Source organism: Christiangramia flava JLT2011 (assembly GCF_001951155.1).
In the GTDB taxonomy this organism is placed as follows: domain Bacteria; phylum Bacteroidota; class Bacteroidia; order Flavobacteriales; family Flavobacteriaceae; genus Christiangramia; species Christiangramia flava.
Window position 1 is genome coordinate 2,232,130 of sequence record NZ_CP016359.1, and the last position, 16,932, is coordinate 2,249,061.

The following is a 16,932-nucleotide window of genomic DNA, read 5'->3' on the forward strand; positions in this document are numbered from 1 at the left end:
ATCAAAAAATGAAAAAATACGTAACCATCTTAATCCTGGCAGTCATTGCCATTACCTTTGTCGGGGCTCTGTACTATTTGTATGAGAAAAATCAAGAAGACCCTGTTGTTTATCAAACCGAAGAGCCTTTCGAGCAGACCATTGTGAAGAAAACAGTGGCTACCGGGAAGATCGTTCCGAAGGAAGAGGTGCTCATCAAGCCAAATATTTCCGGAGTTATTGACGAGATTTATATTGAGGCCGGAGACCAGGTGAAACAGGGAGATCTGATCGCTAAAATTCGGGTCATTCCGAATGTGTCTTCTCTGCAAAGCGCTAAAGACGCTGTTTCTACTGCGAGGATCAACCTGGATAATGAGAAGAAAAACTACGATCGCCAGAAAGCCTTGTTTGATAAAGGCGTGATCTCTGCCAACGATTTTGATAATGTGGAAGTTTCCTATAAACGAGCGGAACAAAATTATAAATCGGCCCAGCAGAATTACGAGATCGTTCGCACCGGTACGACCAGCGGAATTGGCAGTGCGGCAAATACCTTGATCCGTTCAACTGTGGAAGGCATGGTGCTGGATGTTCCGGTAAAGGCTGGAAACCAGGTGATCGAAAGTAATAATTTCAACGACGGAACAACCATCGCGACCCTGGCCAACGTTAATAATATGATTTTTGAAGGTAAGGTTGATGAAAGTGAAGTGGGGAAGATCAAGGAAGATCTTCCGCTGGAAGTAACAGTAGGAGCGATTGAAAATAAATCTTTTGATGCTGTACTGGATTATATCGCCCCGAAAGGAGTTGAGGAAAATGGCGCTATCCAGTTTGAGATCAAAGGAACTTTAGACAAGGCTGATACAACTTTCATCCGCGCCGGCTTGAGTGCGAACGCCTCGATCATCCTGGCAAAAGCTGAAAATGTGCTGGCTATCAAGGAAGCACTGGTGCAGTTTGATGACGAAACCCAGAAGCCTTATGTGGAAGTCATGACCGGTGACCAGGAATTCAAAAGACAGGACCTGGAACTTGGAGTGAGCGACGGGATCAATGTAGAGGTGATCAGCGGTGTGAAGAAAGGCGACAAGATCAAGGTTTGGAACCAGCTGAAACCGGCACCTAACGAAATCGGCCAAAACTAATTTTTACAATCAGGTGTAACATCCTGCACTTTTTACATACATATCTTACAGAATACAATTATGAGAAATTATAGCTTACTAGCCATTATATTGCTTTTCGGTGGCATTCTTCAGGCACAGGAGAAAAAATGGAGCCTGGAAGAATGTGTGAACTACGCCCTGGAAAACAACATTTCCATCAAACAAAGTGAACTGGACGTGGAGTTGAGCGACATTGAAAAGAAAGATGCGATTGGGAATTTTATTCCAAATCTCAATGCACAGGCTACCAATGCCTGGAATACCGGTCTCACACAGAACGTGACCACGGGTATTCTTCAGAATCAAACCGTACGAAACTTTTCAGCAAACGCGACCGCGAGTCTGACGCTTTTCGACGGCCTAAGAAACTTTAAATCCCTGCAACGAGCCCGTTTGTCCAGACTGGCAAGCCAGTATTCTTTAGATAAGATGAAGGATGATATCGCGCTTTTCGTAGCTGATGCTTACCTGCAGGTATTGTTCAATAAGCAGAATCTGGAAGTGCTGAAAGCTCAGAACGAAGTAACTCAGCAACAACTTGATAGAACCGGGGAACTTGTCGATGCCGGGGTGCTTCCGGAAGGAGATTTACTGGAGATCAGGGCCTCAATGGCTGATGAAAACCAGCAAATGATCATCGCTCAGAACCAGATCAGGATCTCCCTGATCTCGCTGGCGCAGACCCTGGGCATCAAAGATTACGAAACTTTCGATATTGAAGAGCGGGACTATGATATTATTGGAAATGAAATGTTAGACCGCTCGGTTTATGATATTATCGAACGAGCCAAGGAAGAGCGTTCAGAGATTAAGATCGCCGAAGCCAATAAAGACCTGGCAGAGCAGGACGTCGCCATTTCCAAAGGAGCCTATATGCCTTCCCTTGGAGCTTTCTTCAATTACAACACCAGGGAATCTGGGCAGGGAAGGATCACCGGTTTTTCAGCTGATGGAACTTTTAATACCATTGGTTTTGTTCAGGAAACGGAGCAGGCAGTTGTAACGCCCAATACGGTGGCAAGCGTTGGGGCACCGCTCCCATTCTTTGACCAGCTCTCCAGAAACGACGGTTTTTCCTATGGTTTTCAACTAAATATTCCAATTTTAAACGGATTCGCGACCCGAAACCAGGTACGCAGAAATGAAGTTGCCGTAAAACGCGCAGAATTTAACCTGGAGCAGGCTGAACTTGACCTGGAAGCGAACGTTTATCAGGCGTATACAGATGCTAAAGGTGCTTACGAAAGTTATGAAGCGGCCCTCGCCGCTGCGGAAGCACAGGAAAAAGCTTTTCAATATGCCAATGATCGTTATGATGTTGGGCTGACCAATGCATTCGATTTTAACCAGGCAAAAGTGCGCTATGAGAACGCCCAGCGCGAAGTTTTAAGGGCGAAGTATGACTATATTTTCAAATTAAAAGTCGTAGAATTATATTTCGGTGTTCCGGTAAGGGACCTAAAATTTTAAATAAAGAATGAAAAAGAAGACACTTTTCATCATCGTTGCAGTCATCGCTGTACTCATCATTTTATTGATCGTTGGTAAGAAAGCCGGCTGGTTCGGCAATTCCAACAATGTGGAACAGGTTGAAGTTTCAGATATCAAGCCTATGGATATCGTAGAAACGGTTTCGGCAACTGGAAAAATTCAGCCGGAAGTGGAAGTGAAATTGTCTTCGGAAGTTTCCGGAGAAATTATCGAGCTTCCCGTGGTAGAAGGCCAGCAGGTGCAGAAAGGTGATCTTTTGGTTCGCATCAATCCTGATATTTACCAGTCCAACCTGGAGAGGGTTCGTGCCAGTTACCAGAATGCTCGGGCGAATTATTCGCAGGCGCAGGCAACCTTGAAGCAATCTGAAGCGAACTACAACCGTAATAAAACGCTTTTTGAAAGAGGGGTGATCTCCAAATCTGAATGGGACCAGATCACCAGCGATTTTGAGGTATCTCAGGCCAATAAAGAATCGGCTTATTTTAGCATGCAAAGTGCGGCGGCTTCTGTGAACGAAGCCACAGATAACCTGGGTCGTACCAATATTTATGCACCAATGACGGGAACGATTTCCAAACTGGATGCGGAATTAGGAGAGCGTGTGGTTGGAACCCAGCAAATGGCGGGAACCGAAATTTTACGAGTAGCCAACCTGGATAATATGGAGGTTGAGGTAGACGTGAATGAGAACGACATCGTAAAAGTTTCAGTTGGAGATTCTACTGTGGTGGAGGTTGATGCCTACCTGAAAAAGGAATTCAAAGGCGTGGTGACTGAAATATCCAATACGGCTGATAATGAATTGACAACAGACCAGGTAACGAATTTTAAGGTAAAAGTGCGTATTCTGAAAGATTCGTATGGCGATCTTCTGGAAGGAAAACCGGAAAACTTTTCACCGTTCCGTCCGGGAATGACCGCCACTGTTGATATTATCACGGCTCAGGCAAAAGAGGTGATCGCTGTGCCAATCAGTTCTATCGTGATCAAAACCGATACGACCGCTACTAAAAAAGTACTAATCTCAGAACCTGTTGACGAAAATCAGCAAAAATTTGAGTGTGTATTTGTAAAAGACGGAAATAAGGCTAAACTTCGCGTGGTGAAAACAGGTATTCAGGACGATACCTTTATCGAGATCTCCGAAGGCCTTAAAGAAGGTGAGGAAGTGATTACCGGGCCTTACAGTACGGTGACTAAAGAGCTTCAGCCGGGCGATGAGATCGAGGTGAAAAAAGGTGGGCCTCCAAATGCCGACTAATTACTGAATTTTGGCACTAATTCTTTGTCTGGAAACTGCGACGACCAATTGCTCGGTTGCGCTGGCCAGGGATGGCAAACAGATTGCTTTAAGGGAAATCAACAGCAAACAATATTCTCATGCTGAAAAACTGCATGTGTTCATCGATGAGATCCTGAAGGAACAGCAGTTGGAGCCAACGGCTCTGGATGCGCTGGCAATCAGTAAAGGGCCTGGTTCTTACACCGGCCTGAGAATTGGGGTTTCAGCGGCCAAAGGCCTTTGTTTTTCTCTGGATATTCCCCTTATTGCGATTCCAACATTGGACCTGATCAGTCACAGGATTAAGGTCACAGAAGGGTTTATCGTTCCGCTCATGGACGCCCGCAGAATGGAGGTATATTCCGCAGTTTTTAATCCCGAATTTGAGCAGGTAAGAGACACGAAAGCAGAAATTCTGGAGGAAAATTCTTTTGAGGAATATCTGTCCCAGGGGCCTGTTCACTTTATAGGGAACGGGGTTCAGAAATTCCAGGAGGTCTGTAATCACCCAAATGCCAATTTCCATATCCAGGAGTTTCCTTCCGCAACTGAAATGTGTGGGATCGCCGAGGAAATGCACAAAAAAAGCGACACGGTAGATGTCGCTTATTTTGAACCTTATTATCTGAAAGATTTTATAGCGGGTTAACTATTCCGATCTTTTGTCCCTGATCGTTCCCTTCATTTTTGTTTGATCATACAGATACACATCTCTCTGCGGATAAGGAATTGTCATTCCAGCCTCTTCCAGCCTGATCTTACCTTCCTCGATCATATACCAGTGAATATCCCAGAAAACGCTGTTTTTGGCAAAATAACGTACCGAGAAGTTCACGGAACTGTCTCCAAGTTCGGAAACGATAATTTGAGGAGCCGGTTCTTTCTCAATGTCGTCACGCTCCATCACCATATTGGTAAGTACCTCTTTGGCTTTTTTAATGTCATCATCATACGAGATACCGAAAGTGAGGTTTTCACGGCGGGTATCATTAAAACTGTAATTCACGATGTTGTCGTTGCTCAGTTCCCCGTTTGGGATCACGGCACGCTGGTTCCCAAAAGTGTTCAGCTTAGTGTAAAAAAGAGAAATTTCCACAACGCTTCCAGAAACTCCCTGGGCTTCGATCCAGTCACCAACTTTAAAAGGTTTGAGAACGATGATTAGTACACCACCGGCAAGGTTGGATAAGGATCCCTGTAAGGCCAGACCAATCGCCAGACCTGCTGCACCAATGGCTGCTACCAGTGAAGCGCTTTCCACTCCAAGCTGCGTGATAACCAGTACAAAAAGCAGAATTTTCAGTCCCCAGCTCGCAGCGTTCACGGTGAACTTTTCAAGGGTGGGATCGTAATCTTTTTTCTGGAATATTTTTTCAATATACTTTACGATGATCTTGATCACCCAGAGACCAATGAGCAGCAGCGCAATGGCTCCAAGAAGCGTAGGAAGATAATCGATGAATTTTTCGGCATATTCTTTAGCGATATGCCCGTAATCATTCAGCTTGTCCATAGAAATTTTCTTTAATTTTTTGATTTCGGGGTTAATGGTAAAAAAAACTGGGAAAAACTATGTGTAATTTTTGTTAAACTTGCCGTATTTGGGCCATTACACCCGCTTTTGAGTCGGTTGGTCGCTGGCAGCTGCCCTCTTCGCATAGGTAGATCAGGTTTTTTCCAGGTTGGTATCGGTTTTCCAGTAATTTGAGCGAGGAATGCTGATCGCCGGCTATGAGGATCGAATTCGGAATATAACTTTCCTGGATCTCTTCGGAAATTTCAGCAAAATTCTCCCCGCAAATAGCAATTTCGTAAAACGGATGGGTGAAATTCATCAGCAGATCCAACCACCCGGAATAATATTGCGGATATTCGGGAATCTTTTCCAAAAGACATTGAAGCATTTCCGAAGCTTCAGCGATTATGGAATTTTTTGCCGTAAGTTTTCCTAATTTGAACAGGTTTCGAGCCATAACCGAATTGGAGGCAGGAATGACATTATCGGTGAGTTCTTTGGTGCGAGTTACCAGTTTCCGGTCACTGGAGGAGGTGAAAAAGAAAAGTGGGTTGGCTGCGTCTGCAAAATCTATTTTCACAATTTCGGTAAGTTTTTCTGCAAATTCCAGAAATCTTTCTTCGGAAAAGGTTTCAAACAGGCTTATCGCTGCTTCAATCGCAAATGCATAATCTTCCAGATAAGCGTTGATTGAAGACTTTCCGTTTTTATATGAATGCAACAGTCGCCCATTTTCCTGCAACATGTTATTTTCCAGCCAGCTGAAGGTTTCCAGCGCTGCCTGTTGGAATGCAGGATTTTGAACCGCCTGGTAAGCGTGACAAAGGCCCGTGATGGTCATACAGTTCCAGGAAGTAAGGGCTTTGTCGTCTAATCCCGGTTTGTCACGTTTTTTTCGATTTTCTCGCAGTAACTTCAGCCAGTTTGCCTTTTTTTCAATAAACGCAGCTTCTGAAAGTTGGTTCTCTTCAGCAAAAATACGGGAATCAGCTGTTCGGTAAAGTACATAATTGCCATTTTCCCAATGGCCGGTCTGGTCGATATGATAGAATTTGGCAAAAAGGTCAAATTCCTCGTTCAGCAGCTCCTTCAATTCCGCTTTGGTCCAGACGTAATACGCACCTTCTTCATTCTTTCCTTCAGAATTGGGACTATCAGCATCATAGGCAGAATAAAAACAGCCATCGGGCGAACGCATTTCTGAAAGCAAAAAACTGGCCGTTTGTTCCACTACTTCGGCATACCAGTTTTTCTGATATAGTTTATACGCTTTTGAGTAGAGGCTAAGCAATTGGGCATTGTCATAAAGCATTTTTTCGAAATGCGGGACATGCCATCGAGCGTCTACCGAATACCTGGAAAACCCGCCTTCCACGGGGTCATAAGTTCCGCCGAAAGAAATTTTATCCAGGCTCACCTGAACATAATTCGATAATTCCCTGTTTTGATTCTGAAAAGCCCAGCGCATCAGGAAATCGAGATTGCTCGGCATCATGAACTTGGGTGCGCCGCTAGAACCGCCATGCGTAAAATCAAGAAAACGTTTCCATTTTTCCAGCATTGGGATAAACAGTTCTTGTGAGTAATCTTTTTGGTCTTCTGGCAAATCTACGAGGTCCAGCTGTTGCAGGCCCTGTTCGAGTCGGTAAGCATATTCATAAAGCTGCTTCGGTTCTTTTTGAAATAAATTTGCGAGCTGTTGCAGGGCATCCATCCATTGCTTTTTTTGAAAATAGGTTCCTCCCCAAACAGGTCGTCCATCTGGCAGGGCCACCACATTCATGGGCCAGCCGCCGGCGCCGGTCATGACCTGCACGGCATTCATGTAAACCTGGTCTACATCTGGTCGTTCTTCACGATCAACCTTAATATTTACGAAATATTTGTTCATGATGGCGGCGACTTCCGGATCTTCAAAACTTTCGTGCTCCATCACGTGGCACCAGTGGCAGGCTGAATATCCCACACTAATTAATAGCAGCTTTTCATTATCAATTGCCTCGTTTAGCGATTGGTCATTCCAGGCCTTCCAGTTTACTGGGTTGTGCGCGTGTTGCAGGAGGTAGGGACTCGATTCATGAATGAGTTCGTTGGTGTAAGGATGATCTTCAGGATCTGGCATATCGTAAAATATTCGGTGTTCTTTCAAAAGTACCAAATAGCCAATGGCTTAAGGCTGCTTTTATTAATCTTTTAATAACTTTACTTTCCGCCTTAATTAGTAAAAAAGCCAGACTTTTGCTGGTTGTTAACAAAACTGGCTATGGAAGATATTTTTATTGTAATGCTTGTAGCGCTTTTTGCGCTGGCTATTACAGACCTGGTGGTGGGAGTGAGTAACGATGCCATCAATTTCCTTAATTCGGCGATCGGCTCAAAAGCGGTTTCCATGCGAACCATCATGATCACCGCCAGTCTTGGGGTGGCCGTGGGAGCGATATTTTCCAGCGGACTCATGGAAGTTGCCAGGAAAGGAATTTTCATGCCGGGAGAGTTCTATTTTGACGAGATCATGATTATTTTCATGGCGGTAATGATCACCGATGTGCTCCTGCTGGACTTTTTCAATTCCCTGGGATTACCCACCTCTACAACGGTTTCCATTGTTTTTGAATTATTGGGAGCGGCCGTGTGTATTGCCGTGATCAAGATATATAACGAGCAGGGCGGCGACCTTGCCGCACTGGGTGATTTTATCAATACTTCCAAAGCTACGGAGATTATTACCGGGATATTACTGGCCGTGCTCGTGGCTTTTATTACAGGAACGATCATTCAGTATATTTCCCGTCTGGTCTTTTCCTTTCAGTATGAAAAGAAAATGAAATATGTAGGGGCGGCTTTTGGCGGACTTTCCCTTACTTCAATTCTGTATTTTATTCTGATAAAGGGGATAAAAAGTGTCCCGTTCATCGATGAATCAACCTTCGTTTTTATTAATAATCATACCTGGCTGATCGTTCTGATCGGCTTTGTGATCTTCACCGGAATTTCTCAGTTCCTGATGAGCGTGATGAAACTGAATATCCTGAGGATCATCATTGTTATTGGAACTTTTGCCCTTGCTTTAGCCTTTGCCGGGAATGACCTGGTGAACTTCATTGGGGTTCCAATTGCGGCCTGGCAGTCGTTCGGCTTGTGGCAGGCGGCTTATGCCCAAACGGGTGTGCTGCCTTCGGAATTTGCCATGAACGGCCTGGCGGGGAGCGTTCCAACTCCGGAAATCTTATTAATCGGTGCCGGCGGGATTATGGTTGCTACTTTATGGTTTTCCAGCAAGGCTAGATCTGTGGTGGATACCGGGATCAACCTGGCCCGGCAGGGAGATGGCGTGGAGCGATTCGAACCTAATTTCCTTTCTCGCGGGATCGTGCGATATTCGGTGTTGTTGAGCAATGCAATCACCGCGGTACTTCCGGAATCCATGAAAAACAGGATCGATCGGAAATTTGAACATAAGGCCAATACAAAAAGCAAACGCCTCGACGCACCGGCTTTCGATATGGTTCGTGCTTCTGTAAACCTGGTGGTGGCGAGTATTCTGATCTCAATCGGGACCAACCTGAAACTGCCATTATCCACAACTTACGTGACTTTTATGGTGGCGATGGGTTCTTCCCTGGCAGATCGGGCATGGGATCGCGAAAGTGCCGTTTACCGTGTGGCCGGTGTGCTAAACGTGATTGGAGGATGGTTCGTGACCGCCCTGGTCGCATTCACCGCTGCCGCAATTTTTGCCAGTATTATTTATTTCGGCGGAATTATAGCACTTGTAGTCCTGATCCTTCTGGCTCTAACGATTGTGGTGCGTGGAGCAATCCTGCACTCTAAAAAGTCAAAAGACGAAAAGAATAAAAAGCGTTTCAATCGAAGTGATATTATTACGATCAACGAGATCACTTCGGAAACTTCGGAAAATATTTCAAACGTGATTGGCGGCATCAACAAGATGTACACGCGAACCGTTGATAATCTTGGGTATTATGACCTGAGCAAACTGAAGAAATCGCATAAAAAGATCGAGAAACTGGAAGCTGATGTAGATGAGCTGAAAGGCAATATTTTCTATTTTATCAAGTCACTGGAAGAAGATTCAGTGGAAGCCAGTAAATTTTATATACTCACGCTGGATTATCTCCAGGATATGGTGCAATCTATCGGTTTTATAACCAGGAACAGCTATAATCACGTTCACAACAACCATAAGAATCTCAAGTTTAACCAGATACGGGACCTGAAGAAAGTAGATGATCGCATGCAGGTGCTTTTCGATGAGATCAAAGAGACTTTTGATAACCATGAATTTGGCAATATCAACCGACTCCTGACCGAAAAACAGGACCTATTGGAATATGTAAGTGAATTGATCCAGAAACAGATCACCCGTATTCGAACTTCGGAAAGCAGCCCTAAAAACACCAAGCTGTACTTTGGAATCCTCCTGGAAACTAAAGATCTAATCAGTTCCACGATGAGTTTGTTGCAGCTGTTTCAGGAATTTTATAACGAGGCCAGAACTACAGCTTATTAACCAAAAAAAGCGGCATTTTTGATGCCGCTTTTTTTATTTTTCTTGAACTTTCAGTTTTACCCATTTATCGCCTCCACGCGTTCCACGCGATTGGCCAGCATATCACGAAGCATGGTTTCAATACCATTCTTCAGGGTCATAGTGGACGATGGACAGCCGCTACAGGCACCTTGCAGGATCACTTTTACGGTTTTACTTTCCGCATTGTAACTATCGAATAAAATATTTCCTCCGTCACTGGCTACTGCCGGCTTGATATACTCATCGAGGATGGCGACGATCTCTTTAGAAGTTGCGTCAAGATTGTCAAAAGAGTTTGCCTGTTCTTCGGCTTGTTTGGCCACGGCTTCTTCCTTGCTCGCATTGTCAGTTTCGGCAGTGATCACCTCATTCCCTTCCTGGATATAATTCCGGATGAATTCACGCAATTCCATGGTAATATCATTCCAATCGGCCATATCATATTTCTGGATGGAAATATAATTCTGATCGATAAAAATCTCTTTTACGAAAGGGAAATGGAACAATTTTACAGCAAGAGGTGAGGTTTGTGCCTCATCGATATTTTTGAATTCAGCGGCGTTGATCACCAGCTTTTTGTTGGCCACAAACTTCATAACCCCTGGATTTGGCGTGCTTTCCGCATAAACAGTAACCGGGATGTTGCCGGTCTTCTGTTCAACCTGTTTGATCACTTCCCCACCTTTGTTTAGGTAATTAGAGATCTGTTCGGCTACTTCATTCTGTACATCTGGCCATTCTACGATATTGTATTTCTCGATCGCTACAAAGTTCTGAGCGATATAAACCGTCTTCACGAATGGAAGGTAGAATAATTGCTGAGCCAGGGGAGAGGCCTGCGCCTCATCAATATTTTTGAACTCAAAACTTTCATGCTGAGTTAAAAATTTGTTGGCTTCAAATTTGACGATTCCCGGTGTTGCTGTGGGAACTATTTTTATAGAATATTCTTCCATCTCAAAATTTTTGGCAAAAATACTAAAGAAAATCAAGGTATTACCTATATTTATGGGCTTTATGGTAGGGCATCGATCAATCATCCAATTCGTCAAATCTAACAGTGATTTTTCAAATATTTTCAGGTTGTTCATTTTTATGATCACGACCTGTGCGGGACTGAATTCGGTTTCCGCCCAGGAAGTCATTCCAACCTATTCCGATTATCTTACTGATAACCTATACCTCATACATCCTTCCATGGCTGGCGCTTCCAATTACGACCAGATTCGCCTTACCGGGAGGACGCAGTGGTTCGACGTGCAGGATGCGCCCAACTTACAAACGCTTGCGGCGAATTTCAGATTGGGAGATAAAATTGGTGTTGGGGGAATTTTATTTCGGGATGAGAACGGAAATTATTCCAAACTGGGTGCGTATGGCACCTTTGCTTACCACCTGATGTTTTCCCGTAGCAATGCAGATCTCAATCAATTATCCTTTGGTCTCAGCCTGGGAGTTATCCAGCACCGACTCGATCAAAGCGGGTTTACTGGTTTTGATCCCGCACTAGGAAATAATTCTACCGATATTTTTGCCAATATGGACCTCGGAATGTCTTATTTCTATCGGGATTTTTACTTTCACCTGGCAGCTAAGAATTTACTGTCCGTTAACCGGGAACTGTTTTATTCTGATGCTGTGCCCAGCAATATGCGAAAATACCTGGTTTCTGCCGGGTATGTTCTGGACCTGAATCCCAACGATGAATGGAGCTTCGAGCCTTCGATATTGTTCCAGGTGCGGGAAGCTACTGAAGAAATGGCGATAGACGGAAACATCAAAGCCTATTACGAACTTGAAAATTCCACCCTTTGGGGTGGTTTAAGCTATCGCAACAGCTTCGAAGGCGCCGAATATACCACAGATGGGCAGGAGGTAAAATCTCAACAACTACGATACCTTACGCCATTTGTGGGGATAGGCTGGAACAAGTTTATTTTTGGATATACCTTCAGTTACCAGATCAATTCAGTAGTGTTGAGCAAAAGCGGCTTTCACCAGATCACGCTGGGTTACAATCTAGGGCAAAGCAGGCAGCGATATGATTGTCATTGCCCGGCGGTAAATAATTAGAAATCGAGAAAGGCTACCTGGTAGGCAAATTTTTCTGCCTGTATCAAATCAGAAAGAACTTTAGGATCTTTATTGGAGTAGAACTGGGGGATGGGTATGGAATTTTCCATATTCAGCAAATCATTTTTCTCCAGTATCGCACGGGTTTGCCTGGCTACCGCTTCCCCAGAATCGATAATGCTGATATGCTTCGGAAGGATTTTACGCAACTGCGGAATAAGGTAAGGGTAGTGGCTGCAGCCTAAAACCAGGTAATCTATTTGTGCATCCAGCATGGGCTGAAGTAAATGGGTTAAGATTTCAGTCATTTCAGGACTATCCTTTTTCCCATTTTCAATGAGTTCAACCAGGCCCTTTCCTTCCACTTCGAGCACGTTAATGTCTTTGGTATATAATTCCGAAGTTTTAGCAAACAATTCGCTGCTCAGGGTGCCCCGGGTGGCAAGAATTCCCACGGCCTTGTGAGTGCTTTTAAGGGCGGCGGGTTTAATGGCCGGCTCGATACCGATAAATGGCACTTTGTAGCTGTTTCTAAGGATCTTAATAGCATTTGTGGTGGCAGTGTTGCAGGCAACCACGATGATCTTACAGCCGAGTTCCAGGAGCTTTTCCGTATTTTTTATGGACAGACTGATGATTTCTTCCTGCGGCCTGATGCCGTAGGGCGCATTTTTACTGTCGGAAAGATAGATGGTTTGTTCATGAGGCAGCAGCTCATGAATCTCTTTCCAGATAGAGGTGCCACCAACACCAGAATCAAATAACCCAATTGGGGAGGAATCAGCCATGTATCAAAAATAAAAAACTGCGTAGGTCTTACGCAGTTTTTTAAAGAAATCTATGTGAGATTGATTATTGTACTCCTAATTCTTTTTTCACATCAGGCATTAGATCGTAACCATCAGCCAAAAGTACTCCGGTTCCGGTAGTAGAATCTAATACGTAGTCGTAACCTTTAGCGCGAGCTACTTTCTGGATAGCGGTACGTACTTTTTCCAAAATTGGTCTTAGTAAATCCTGCTCTTTTTTGGCAAGATCCTGTCTTGCCTGCTGGCTGTGATCCTGAATTCTTTTCTGGGCAGCCTGAAGTTCAGTAGCTCTCTTTTGGTTCTCTTCATCAGTCTTCGTGTTGGCTTCTGCTTCGTAACGTTGCATGGTGCTTTGAGCTTCAGACAGCATGTCTTTGATCTCGGCATCATAGGTTTTTCCAAGCTTGTCTAACTGATCCATCGCGCTTTTATACTCCGGTAATGATTGTACCAGCTCCTGGGTAGCAATGTGCGCAACTTTAGACTGTGCGTTCGTAAAGGCAGTAGCACCGATCATTAAAGCTAAAGCTATAAAAAGTGTTCTGAATTGTTTCATCGTAATTCTCGTTAAGTTTAATTAGGGTTAAATTATTAATTTATCGTATCATTCTTCTGTTGCCTGGCCTGAACGATAGAGTCCCTTTTTCTCTGTCTTTCTTCCAGTATTCTTTTTCTTCTCGCCTCGAATTCTGCCTGTTTTGCAGATCGAATGGAGTCGTATTCTTTTTTTCTGGCAGCTGCAAGCGAATCTCTTTCCTTCTTGCGCTGCTCGATCATTTGCTCTCTTTCCGTAAGCTGTTCTTCCTGCTCGATGCTGAGTTCTTCTTTCTTCTCCATCTCCTGGATCTCCTCTTTTCCTTCCAGTTGCTTGCGATTAGCGGTACGCTTAATCGTTCTCAGTACAAGATCGCTTACATCGTATTGTTGGTCTGCATATATCATTCCAATTTCTGAAGTGCGGTCAAAAATAAAATCAAAATTTCTCAATTTGGCTATTTCCTGCACCGCGGCAAATACCTGGTCCTGCACCGGTCTTACCAGTTGTTTCTTCTGAATAATATAATCTCCATTGGGGCCGAATCTTTTTTGCTGGTAATCTCTCGCCTGTTGCTCCATATAAGAAATCTCTTCCTCTCGATCCTCAATCAGTTCAGCGGTGAGCAGGGCACGTTCATTATCCAGTTTCTGGCGCATGTCTGTGACCTTCTGTAATTTTTGTTCGGCTTCTTTTTTCCAATCCTGTACGCGATTATCAAGCTGATTCTGTGCTTCCTGATATTCCGGCACATTTTCCAAAATATATTCCATATCAATATATCCCACGCGAATAGACTTTTGTGCGTGTAAGGCGCTTACGCTGAGAAGGATAATCAATATTTTAAATATATTTTTATTCATTTTTTTCGAATATAGAAAATATCATGCCATTTTAAAACTGTTGCCCAATTATAAAGTGTGTTTCCCATCCGTTAGGACCTTGTTGCCCCACAATTGGATCAAATCCGTATCCGAAGTCAATACCTAATAATCCAAATGTTGGCATAAAGATTCTCAAACCAAGACCAGCAGATCTGTTCAACTGAAATGGGTTGTAATCTCTGAAATTGTCAAACGATGCACCAGCTTCCAAAAATGACAGGGCATAGATTGATGCCTGAGGTTTTAAGGTAATTGGGAAACGAAGTTCCAAAGAATATTTATTATAGATCGTCGCACCATCGTCTCTGGCGTCCAGTGCACGGTCTATTGGTACGATAGACTGGTTAGGATACCCTCTCAGCTGAATGGTCTCACGACCATCAAGGCTGTAAGCTCCAAGACCGTCTCCACCTACATAGAAACGTTCGAATGGAACAACGCCCCGATCTTTGTTATAGGCTCCAAGGAAACCGTATTCGGCATGAGTTCTCAGAACCAGGTTGCTACTTGGTCCAAAACTGAAAAGAGTGTTGTACCAGTCTCCTGAAAATTTCACTTTGTAAAACTCCAGCCAGTTATATTTTTTCTGATCTACTTTCTGAGTGTCGGGAACTGAATTTTCAGCGGTCACCCTGTTTCCGTTATTATCGATCAAATTGCCATTATCATCACGTAGCTGGTAGTCGTCTTCATTTTCAAGATTTCCGTAATCTACCCCATTCCATAAAGAGTAAGGAGGTGTAAGCTTTGCGATAACGGAGAATTTGGAACCGGAAGTTGGGAAAATTGGGTTAACAGCGGTGTTATCCCTTGTGATCCCTAGCTGGTAGTACAGGTTATTGGAGAACCCGTCACCAAAAGTAAATAGCCCGGTATTATAATTATTAAGATTGTATCGCTGGAAACCAATCGAATTGGAGATGGTTACGAACTGATCTGGTGAGGTAAGACGTTTTGCTAAACCAACACTCACTCCAAGGATATCAAAGCTTCTAGATTTATCAGCTTCACGGTTTACATAGTCGTATAAGAACTGCCTGGTATAGCTGAAAGAAGTACTCAAACTAACCGGTCTTTTCCCGCCTAACCATGGTTCTCTGAAAGATAGGCTATAAGTCTGGTAAAAAGTACTGGCCTGGGCTCTAAGAGAAAGACTCTGGCCATCTCCCATCGGGATTGGGCGGTAGGCATCTTTATCAAATAATCCCTGTATTGAGAAGTTATTGAACGATAGTCCAAGGGTTCCTATAAAACCTCCACCACCGTAACCACCTTGCAGCTCGATCTGGCTCGCTCCGGCTTCAGTTACCTGGTATTCCAGGTCAACGGTTCCGGCTTGTGGATCAGGATTGATGATTTCCGGACTAAGATTTTCCGCATCAAAGAATCCAAGAGCTCCAAGTTCCCTGATTGTATTCACCACGGCTTCCTGGCTGTATTTTTGTCCTGGCTTGGTACGCATTTCACGATAGATCACATGGTCTTTGGTCTTTGTGTTTCCAACAACCCTGATCTGGTCAAAATAAGTCTCTTTACCTTCGAGGATTCGTACCTCAAAGTCGATAGTGTCATTGTAAACATTTGTTTCCACAAGGTCTACCTGGGAGAACAGATACCCGTTATTCTGATAGGTGTTGGCAATCGAATTCTTATTTGGTTCACGGCTGTTCACGCGCTCATCCATCAGGACGCCATTGTATACGTCACCTTTGTCCAGTCCAAGCGTACGCTCCAGCTGGGCATCAGTAAAGGCTGCATTTCCAAGGAAGTTGATGTCGCCAATATAATATTGATCACCTTCTTCCACTTCAATTTTGATGGCAACATTTTTCTCGTCTTCTTTGATAAGGGTATCTGAAAGTATTCGTGCATCGCGGTAGCCATACTCCTTATAGCGGTCGATCAATTTTTTCTTGTCTTCTTCAAAATCACCCGGAACATACTTTGAGCGCTTCCAGAAACGGATGAGGTTCTTGCGCTTGGTATTTTTCAGGGCACCGCGCAGCTTCTTATCCTTCATTTTTTCGTTCCCCGTAAATTCAATGCTGGAAACTTTTACGCGCTCTCCCTTATCAATATCAACAACCATATTAACCATGTTGCTATTGGCTTGTGCAGTGTCTTCGTATTTTCTGGTTCTTATTTCCGCAGAAGCATTCAAAAACCCGTCCTTTCGGTATTTATTGGCGATATAGTTCTGGGTCGTGGTGATGAGGTTTTCAGTGACTTTTGCGCCCGGTTTCAGGTCGTTTTCATCGATGAGCTCCTCTTTTTTACCTTTTTTGATTCCGGTGAACTTCACCTCATGAAGAACGGGAACTTCTACCACTTCAATTTCAATATCGGCAACATTCCCTTCGATATTGGTGATATATAAGTTCACATCGCTGAACAATTTGGTGTTCCAAAGTTTATTAATGATATCACTTGATTTTTGTCCTGGAAGGTAGATTTCGTCTCCCTTCTTCAGCCCCGTAAATGCGATAACGGTATTTTCTGAGTAGGTAGTAACACCTGAAACACTAATATCTCCAATCACATATTTCTGGGAATCACCGAGGGGTAGATCCTGGGCAGTAAGGGATAAAGAAATCAAAAAGAAAAGCGCAAAAAGTGTAATAGTCTTTCTTATCATC

The 16,932-nt window shown here is 43.9% G+C and carries 13 protein-coding genes; 6 read left to right on the forward strand and 7 right to left on the reverse strand.

The features are described 5' to 3' along the window. The first annotated feature begins 8 nt into the window (after nt 1–8). From GRFL_RS09795 to tsaB, 4 genes are read left to right on the forward strand one after another with little or no spacing between them, the layout of a single operon-like run. A complete protein-coding gene (locus tag GRFL_RS09795) occupies nt 9–1,130 on the forward strand; it encodes an efflux RND transporter periplasmic adaptor subunit (protein WP_083644447.1) in 1,122 nt (373 codons plus the stop codon). A 60-nt stretch (nt 1,131–1,190) separates the two neighbouring features. After that, entirely contained in the window at nt 1,191–2,621 is a 1,431-nt protein-coding gene (locus GRFL_RS09800; RefSeq protein WP_083644448.1) for a TolC family protein, read from the forward strand. A 7-nt stretch (nt 2,622–2,628) separates the two neighbouring features. Next, nucleotides 2,629–3,906 (forward strand): efflux RND transporter periplasmic adaptor subunit, encoded by a 1,278-nt coding sequence (locus GRFL_RS09805; RefSeq protein ID WP_083644449.1) that lies wholly within the window; start codon nt 2,629–2,631, stop codon nt 3,904–3,906. Nucleotides 3,907–3,916: 10 nt separating this feature from the next. Further along, nucleotides 3,917–4,576: a tRNA (adenosine(37)-N6)-threonylcarbamoyltransferase complex dimerization subunit type 1 TsaB gene (gene tsaB, locus GRFL_RS09810; protein ID WP_083644450.1), complete on the forward strand. Its 660-nt coding sequence runs from the start codon at nt 3,917–3,919 to the stop codon at nt 4,574–4,576. Here tsaB and GRFL_RS09815 read toward each other — a convergent pair whose 3' ends face one another. Further along, the gene (locus GRFL_RS09815) at nt 4,577–5,440 is read right to left on the reverse strand and encodes a mechanosensitive ion channel family protein (RefSeq protein ID WP_083644451.1); all 864 of its coding nucleotides are present in this window, start codon (nt 5,438–5,440) and stop codon (nt 4,577–4,579) included. Nucleotides 5,441–5,513: 73 nt separating this feature from the next. Beyond that, nucleotides 5,514–7,592: a thioredoxin domain-containing protein gene (locus tag GRFL_RS09820; protein WP_236995785.1), complete on the reverse strand. Its 2,079-nt coding sequence runs from the start codon at nt 7,590–7,592 to the stop codon at nt 5,514–5,516. Nucleotides 7,593–7,706: 114 nt separating this feature from the next. On the opposite strand from GRFL_RS09820, the gene GRFL_RS09825 reads away from it, so the two are divergent. Continuing rightward, nucleotides 7,707–9,974, forward strand: coding sequence for an inorganic phosphate transporter (locus GRFL_RS09825; protein WP_083644453.1), 2,268 nt, complete (start codon nt 7,707–7,709; stop codon nt 9,972–9,974). 56 nt (nt 9,975–10,030) lie between these two features. Here the strand turns inward: GRFL_RS09825 and GRFL_RS09830 are convergent, their stop codons facing one another. After that, the gene (locus GRFL_RS09830) at nt 10,031–10,951 is read right to left on the reverse strand and encodes a NifU family protein (protein WP_083644454.1); all 921 of its coding nucleotides are present in this window, start codon (nt 10,949–10,951) and stop codon (nt 10,031–10,033) included. Nucleotides 10,952–10,961: 10 nt separating this feature from the next. Here GRFL_RS09830 and GRFL_RS09835 point away from each other — a divergent pair, with 10 nt between their 5' ends. After that, nucleotides 10,962–12,068 carry a PorP/SprF family type IX secretion system membrane protein gene (locus GRFL_RS09835; RefSeq protein ID WP_479873014.1) on the forward strand — a complete coding sequence of 369 codons (1,107 nt, stop codon included), beginning with the start codon at nt 10,962–10,964 and terminating at the stop codon, nt 12,066–12,068. Here the strand turns inward: GRFL_RS09835 and murI are convergent. From murI to bamA, 4 genes are all read right to left on the reverse strand, one after another. Further along, nucleotides 12,065–12,856, reverse strand: a complete 792-nt coding sequence (gene murI / locus GRFL_RS09840) for a glutamate racemase (protein WP_083644455.1) — start codon at nt 12,854–12,856, stop codon at nt 12,065–12,067. The genes GRFL_RS09835 and murI overlap by 4 nt on opposite strands. Nucleotides 12,857–12,920: 64 nt before the next feature. Beyond that, complete coding sequence (locus tag GRFL_RS09845; RefSeq protein WP_083644456.1) at nt 12,921–13,433, reverse strand: OmpH/Skp family outer membrane protein; 513 nt, start codon at nt 13,431–13,433, stop codon at nt 12,921–12,923. Nucleotides 13,434–13,468: 35 nt separating this feature from the next. After that, on the reverse strand, nt 13,469–14,275 hold the full coding sequence (locus GRFL_RS09850; RefSeq protein ID WP_083644457.1) for an OmpH/Skp family outer membrane protein: 807 nt from the start codon (nt 14,273–14,275) through the stop codon (nt 13,469–13,471). A gap of 31 nt (nt 14,276–14,306) precedes the next feature. Further along, nucleotides 14,307–16,931 carry an outer membrane protein assembly factor BamA gene (gene bamA / locus GRFL_RS09855; RefSeq protein ID WP_083644458.1) on the reverse strand — a complete coding sequence of 875 codons (2,625 nt, stop codon included), beginning with the start codon at nt 16,929–16,931 and terminating at the stop codon, nt 14,307–14,309. Nucleotide 16,932: the final 1 nt, after the last annotated feature.

Bases quoted from the DNA above. Each gene is read 5' to 3' on its own strand.
- GRFL_RS09830 (WP_083644454.1), bottom strand. From the start codon at position 10,951: ATGGAAGAATATTCTATAAAAATAGTTCCCACAGCAACACCGGGAATC.
- GRFL_RS09795 (WP_083644447.1), top strand. From the start codon at position 9: ATGAAAAAATACGTAACCATCTTAATCCTGGCAGTCATTGCCATTACC.
- GRFL_RS09845 (WP_083644456.1), bottom strand. From the start codon at position 13,433: ATGAAACAATTCAGAACACTTTTTATAGCTTTAGCTTTAATGATCGGT.
- GRFL_RS09825 (WP_083644453.1), top strand. From the start codon at position 7,707: ATGGAAGATATTTTTATTGTAATGCTTGTAGCGCTTTTTGCGCTGGCT.
- GRFL_RS09850 (WP_083644457.1), bottom strand. From the start codon at position 14,275: ATGAATAAAAATATATTTAAAATATTGATTATCCTTCTCAGCGTAAGC.
- GRFL_RS09815 (WP_083644451.1), bottom strand. From the start codon at position 5,440: ATGGACAAGCTGAATGATTACGGGCATATCGCTAAAGAATATGCCGAA.
- bamA (WP_083644458.1), bottom strand. From the start codon at position 16,931: ATGATAAGAAAGACTATTACACTTTTTGCGCTTTTCTTTTTGATTTCT.
- murI (WP_083644455.1), bottom strand. From the start codon at position 12,856: ATGGCTGATTCCTCCCCAATTGGGTTATTTGATTCTGGTGTTGGTGGC.
- GRFL_RS09805 (WP_083644449.1), top strand. From the start codon at position 2,629: ATGAAAAAGAAGACACTTTTCATCATCGTTGCAGTCATCGCTGTACTC.
- GRFL_RS09800 (WP_083644448.1), top strand. From the start codon at position 1,191: ATGAGAAATTATAGCTTACTAGCCATTATATTGCTTTTCGGTGGCATT.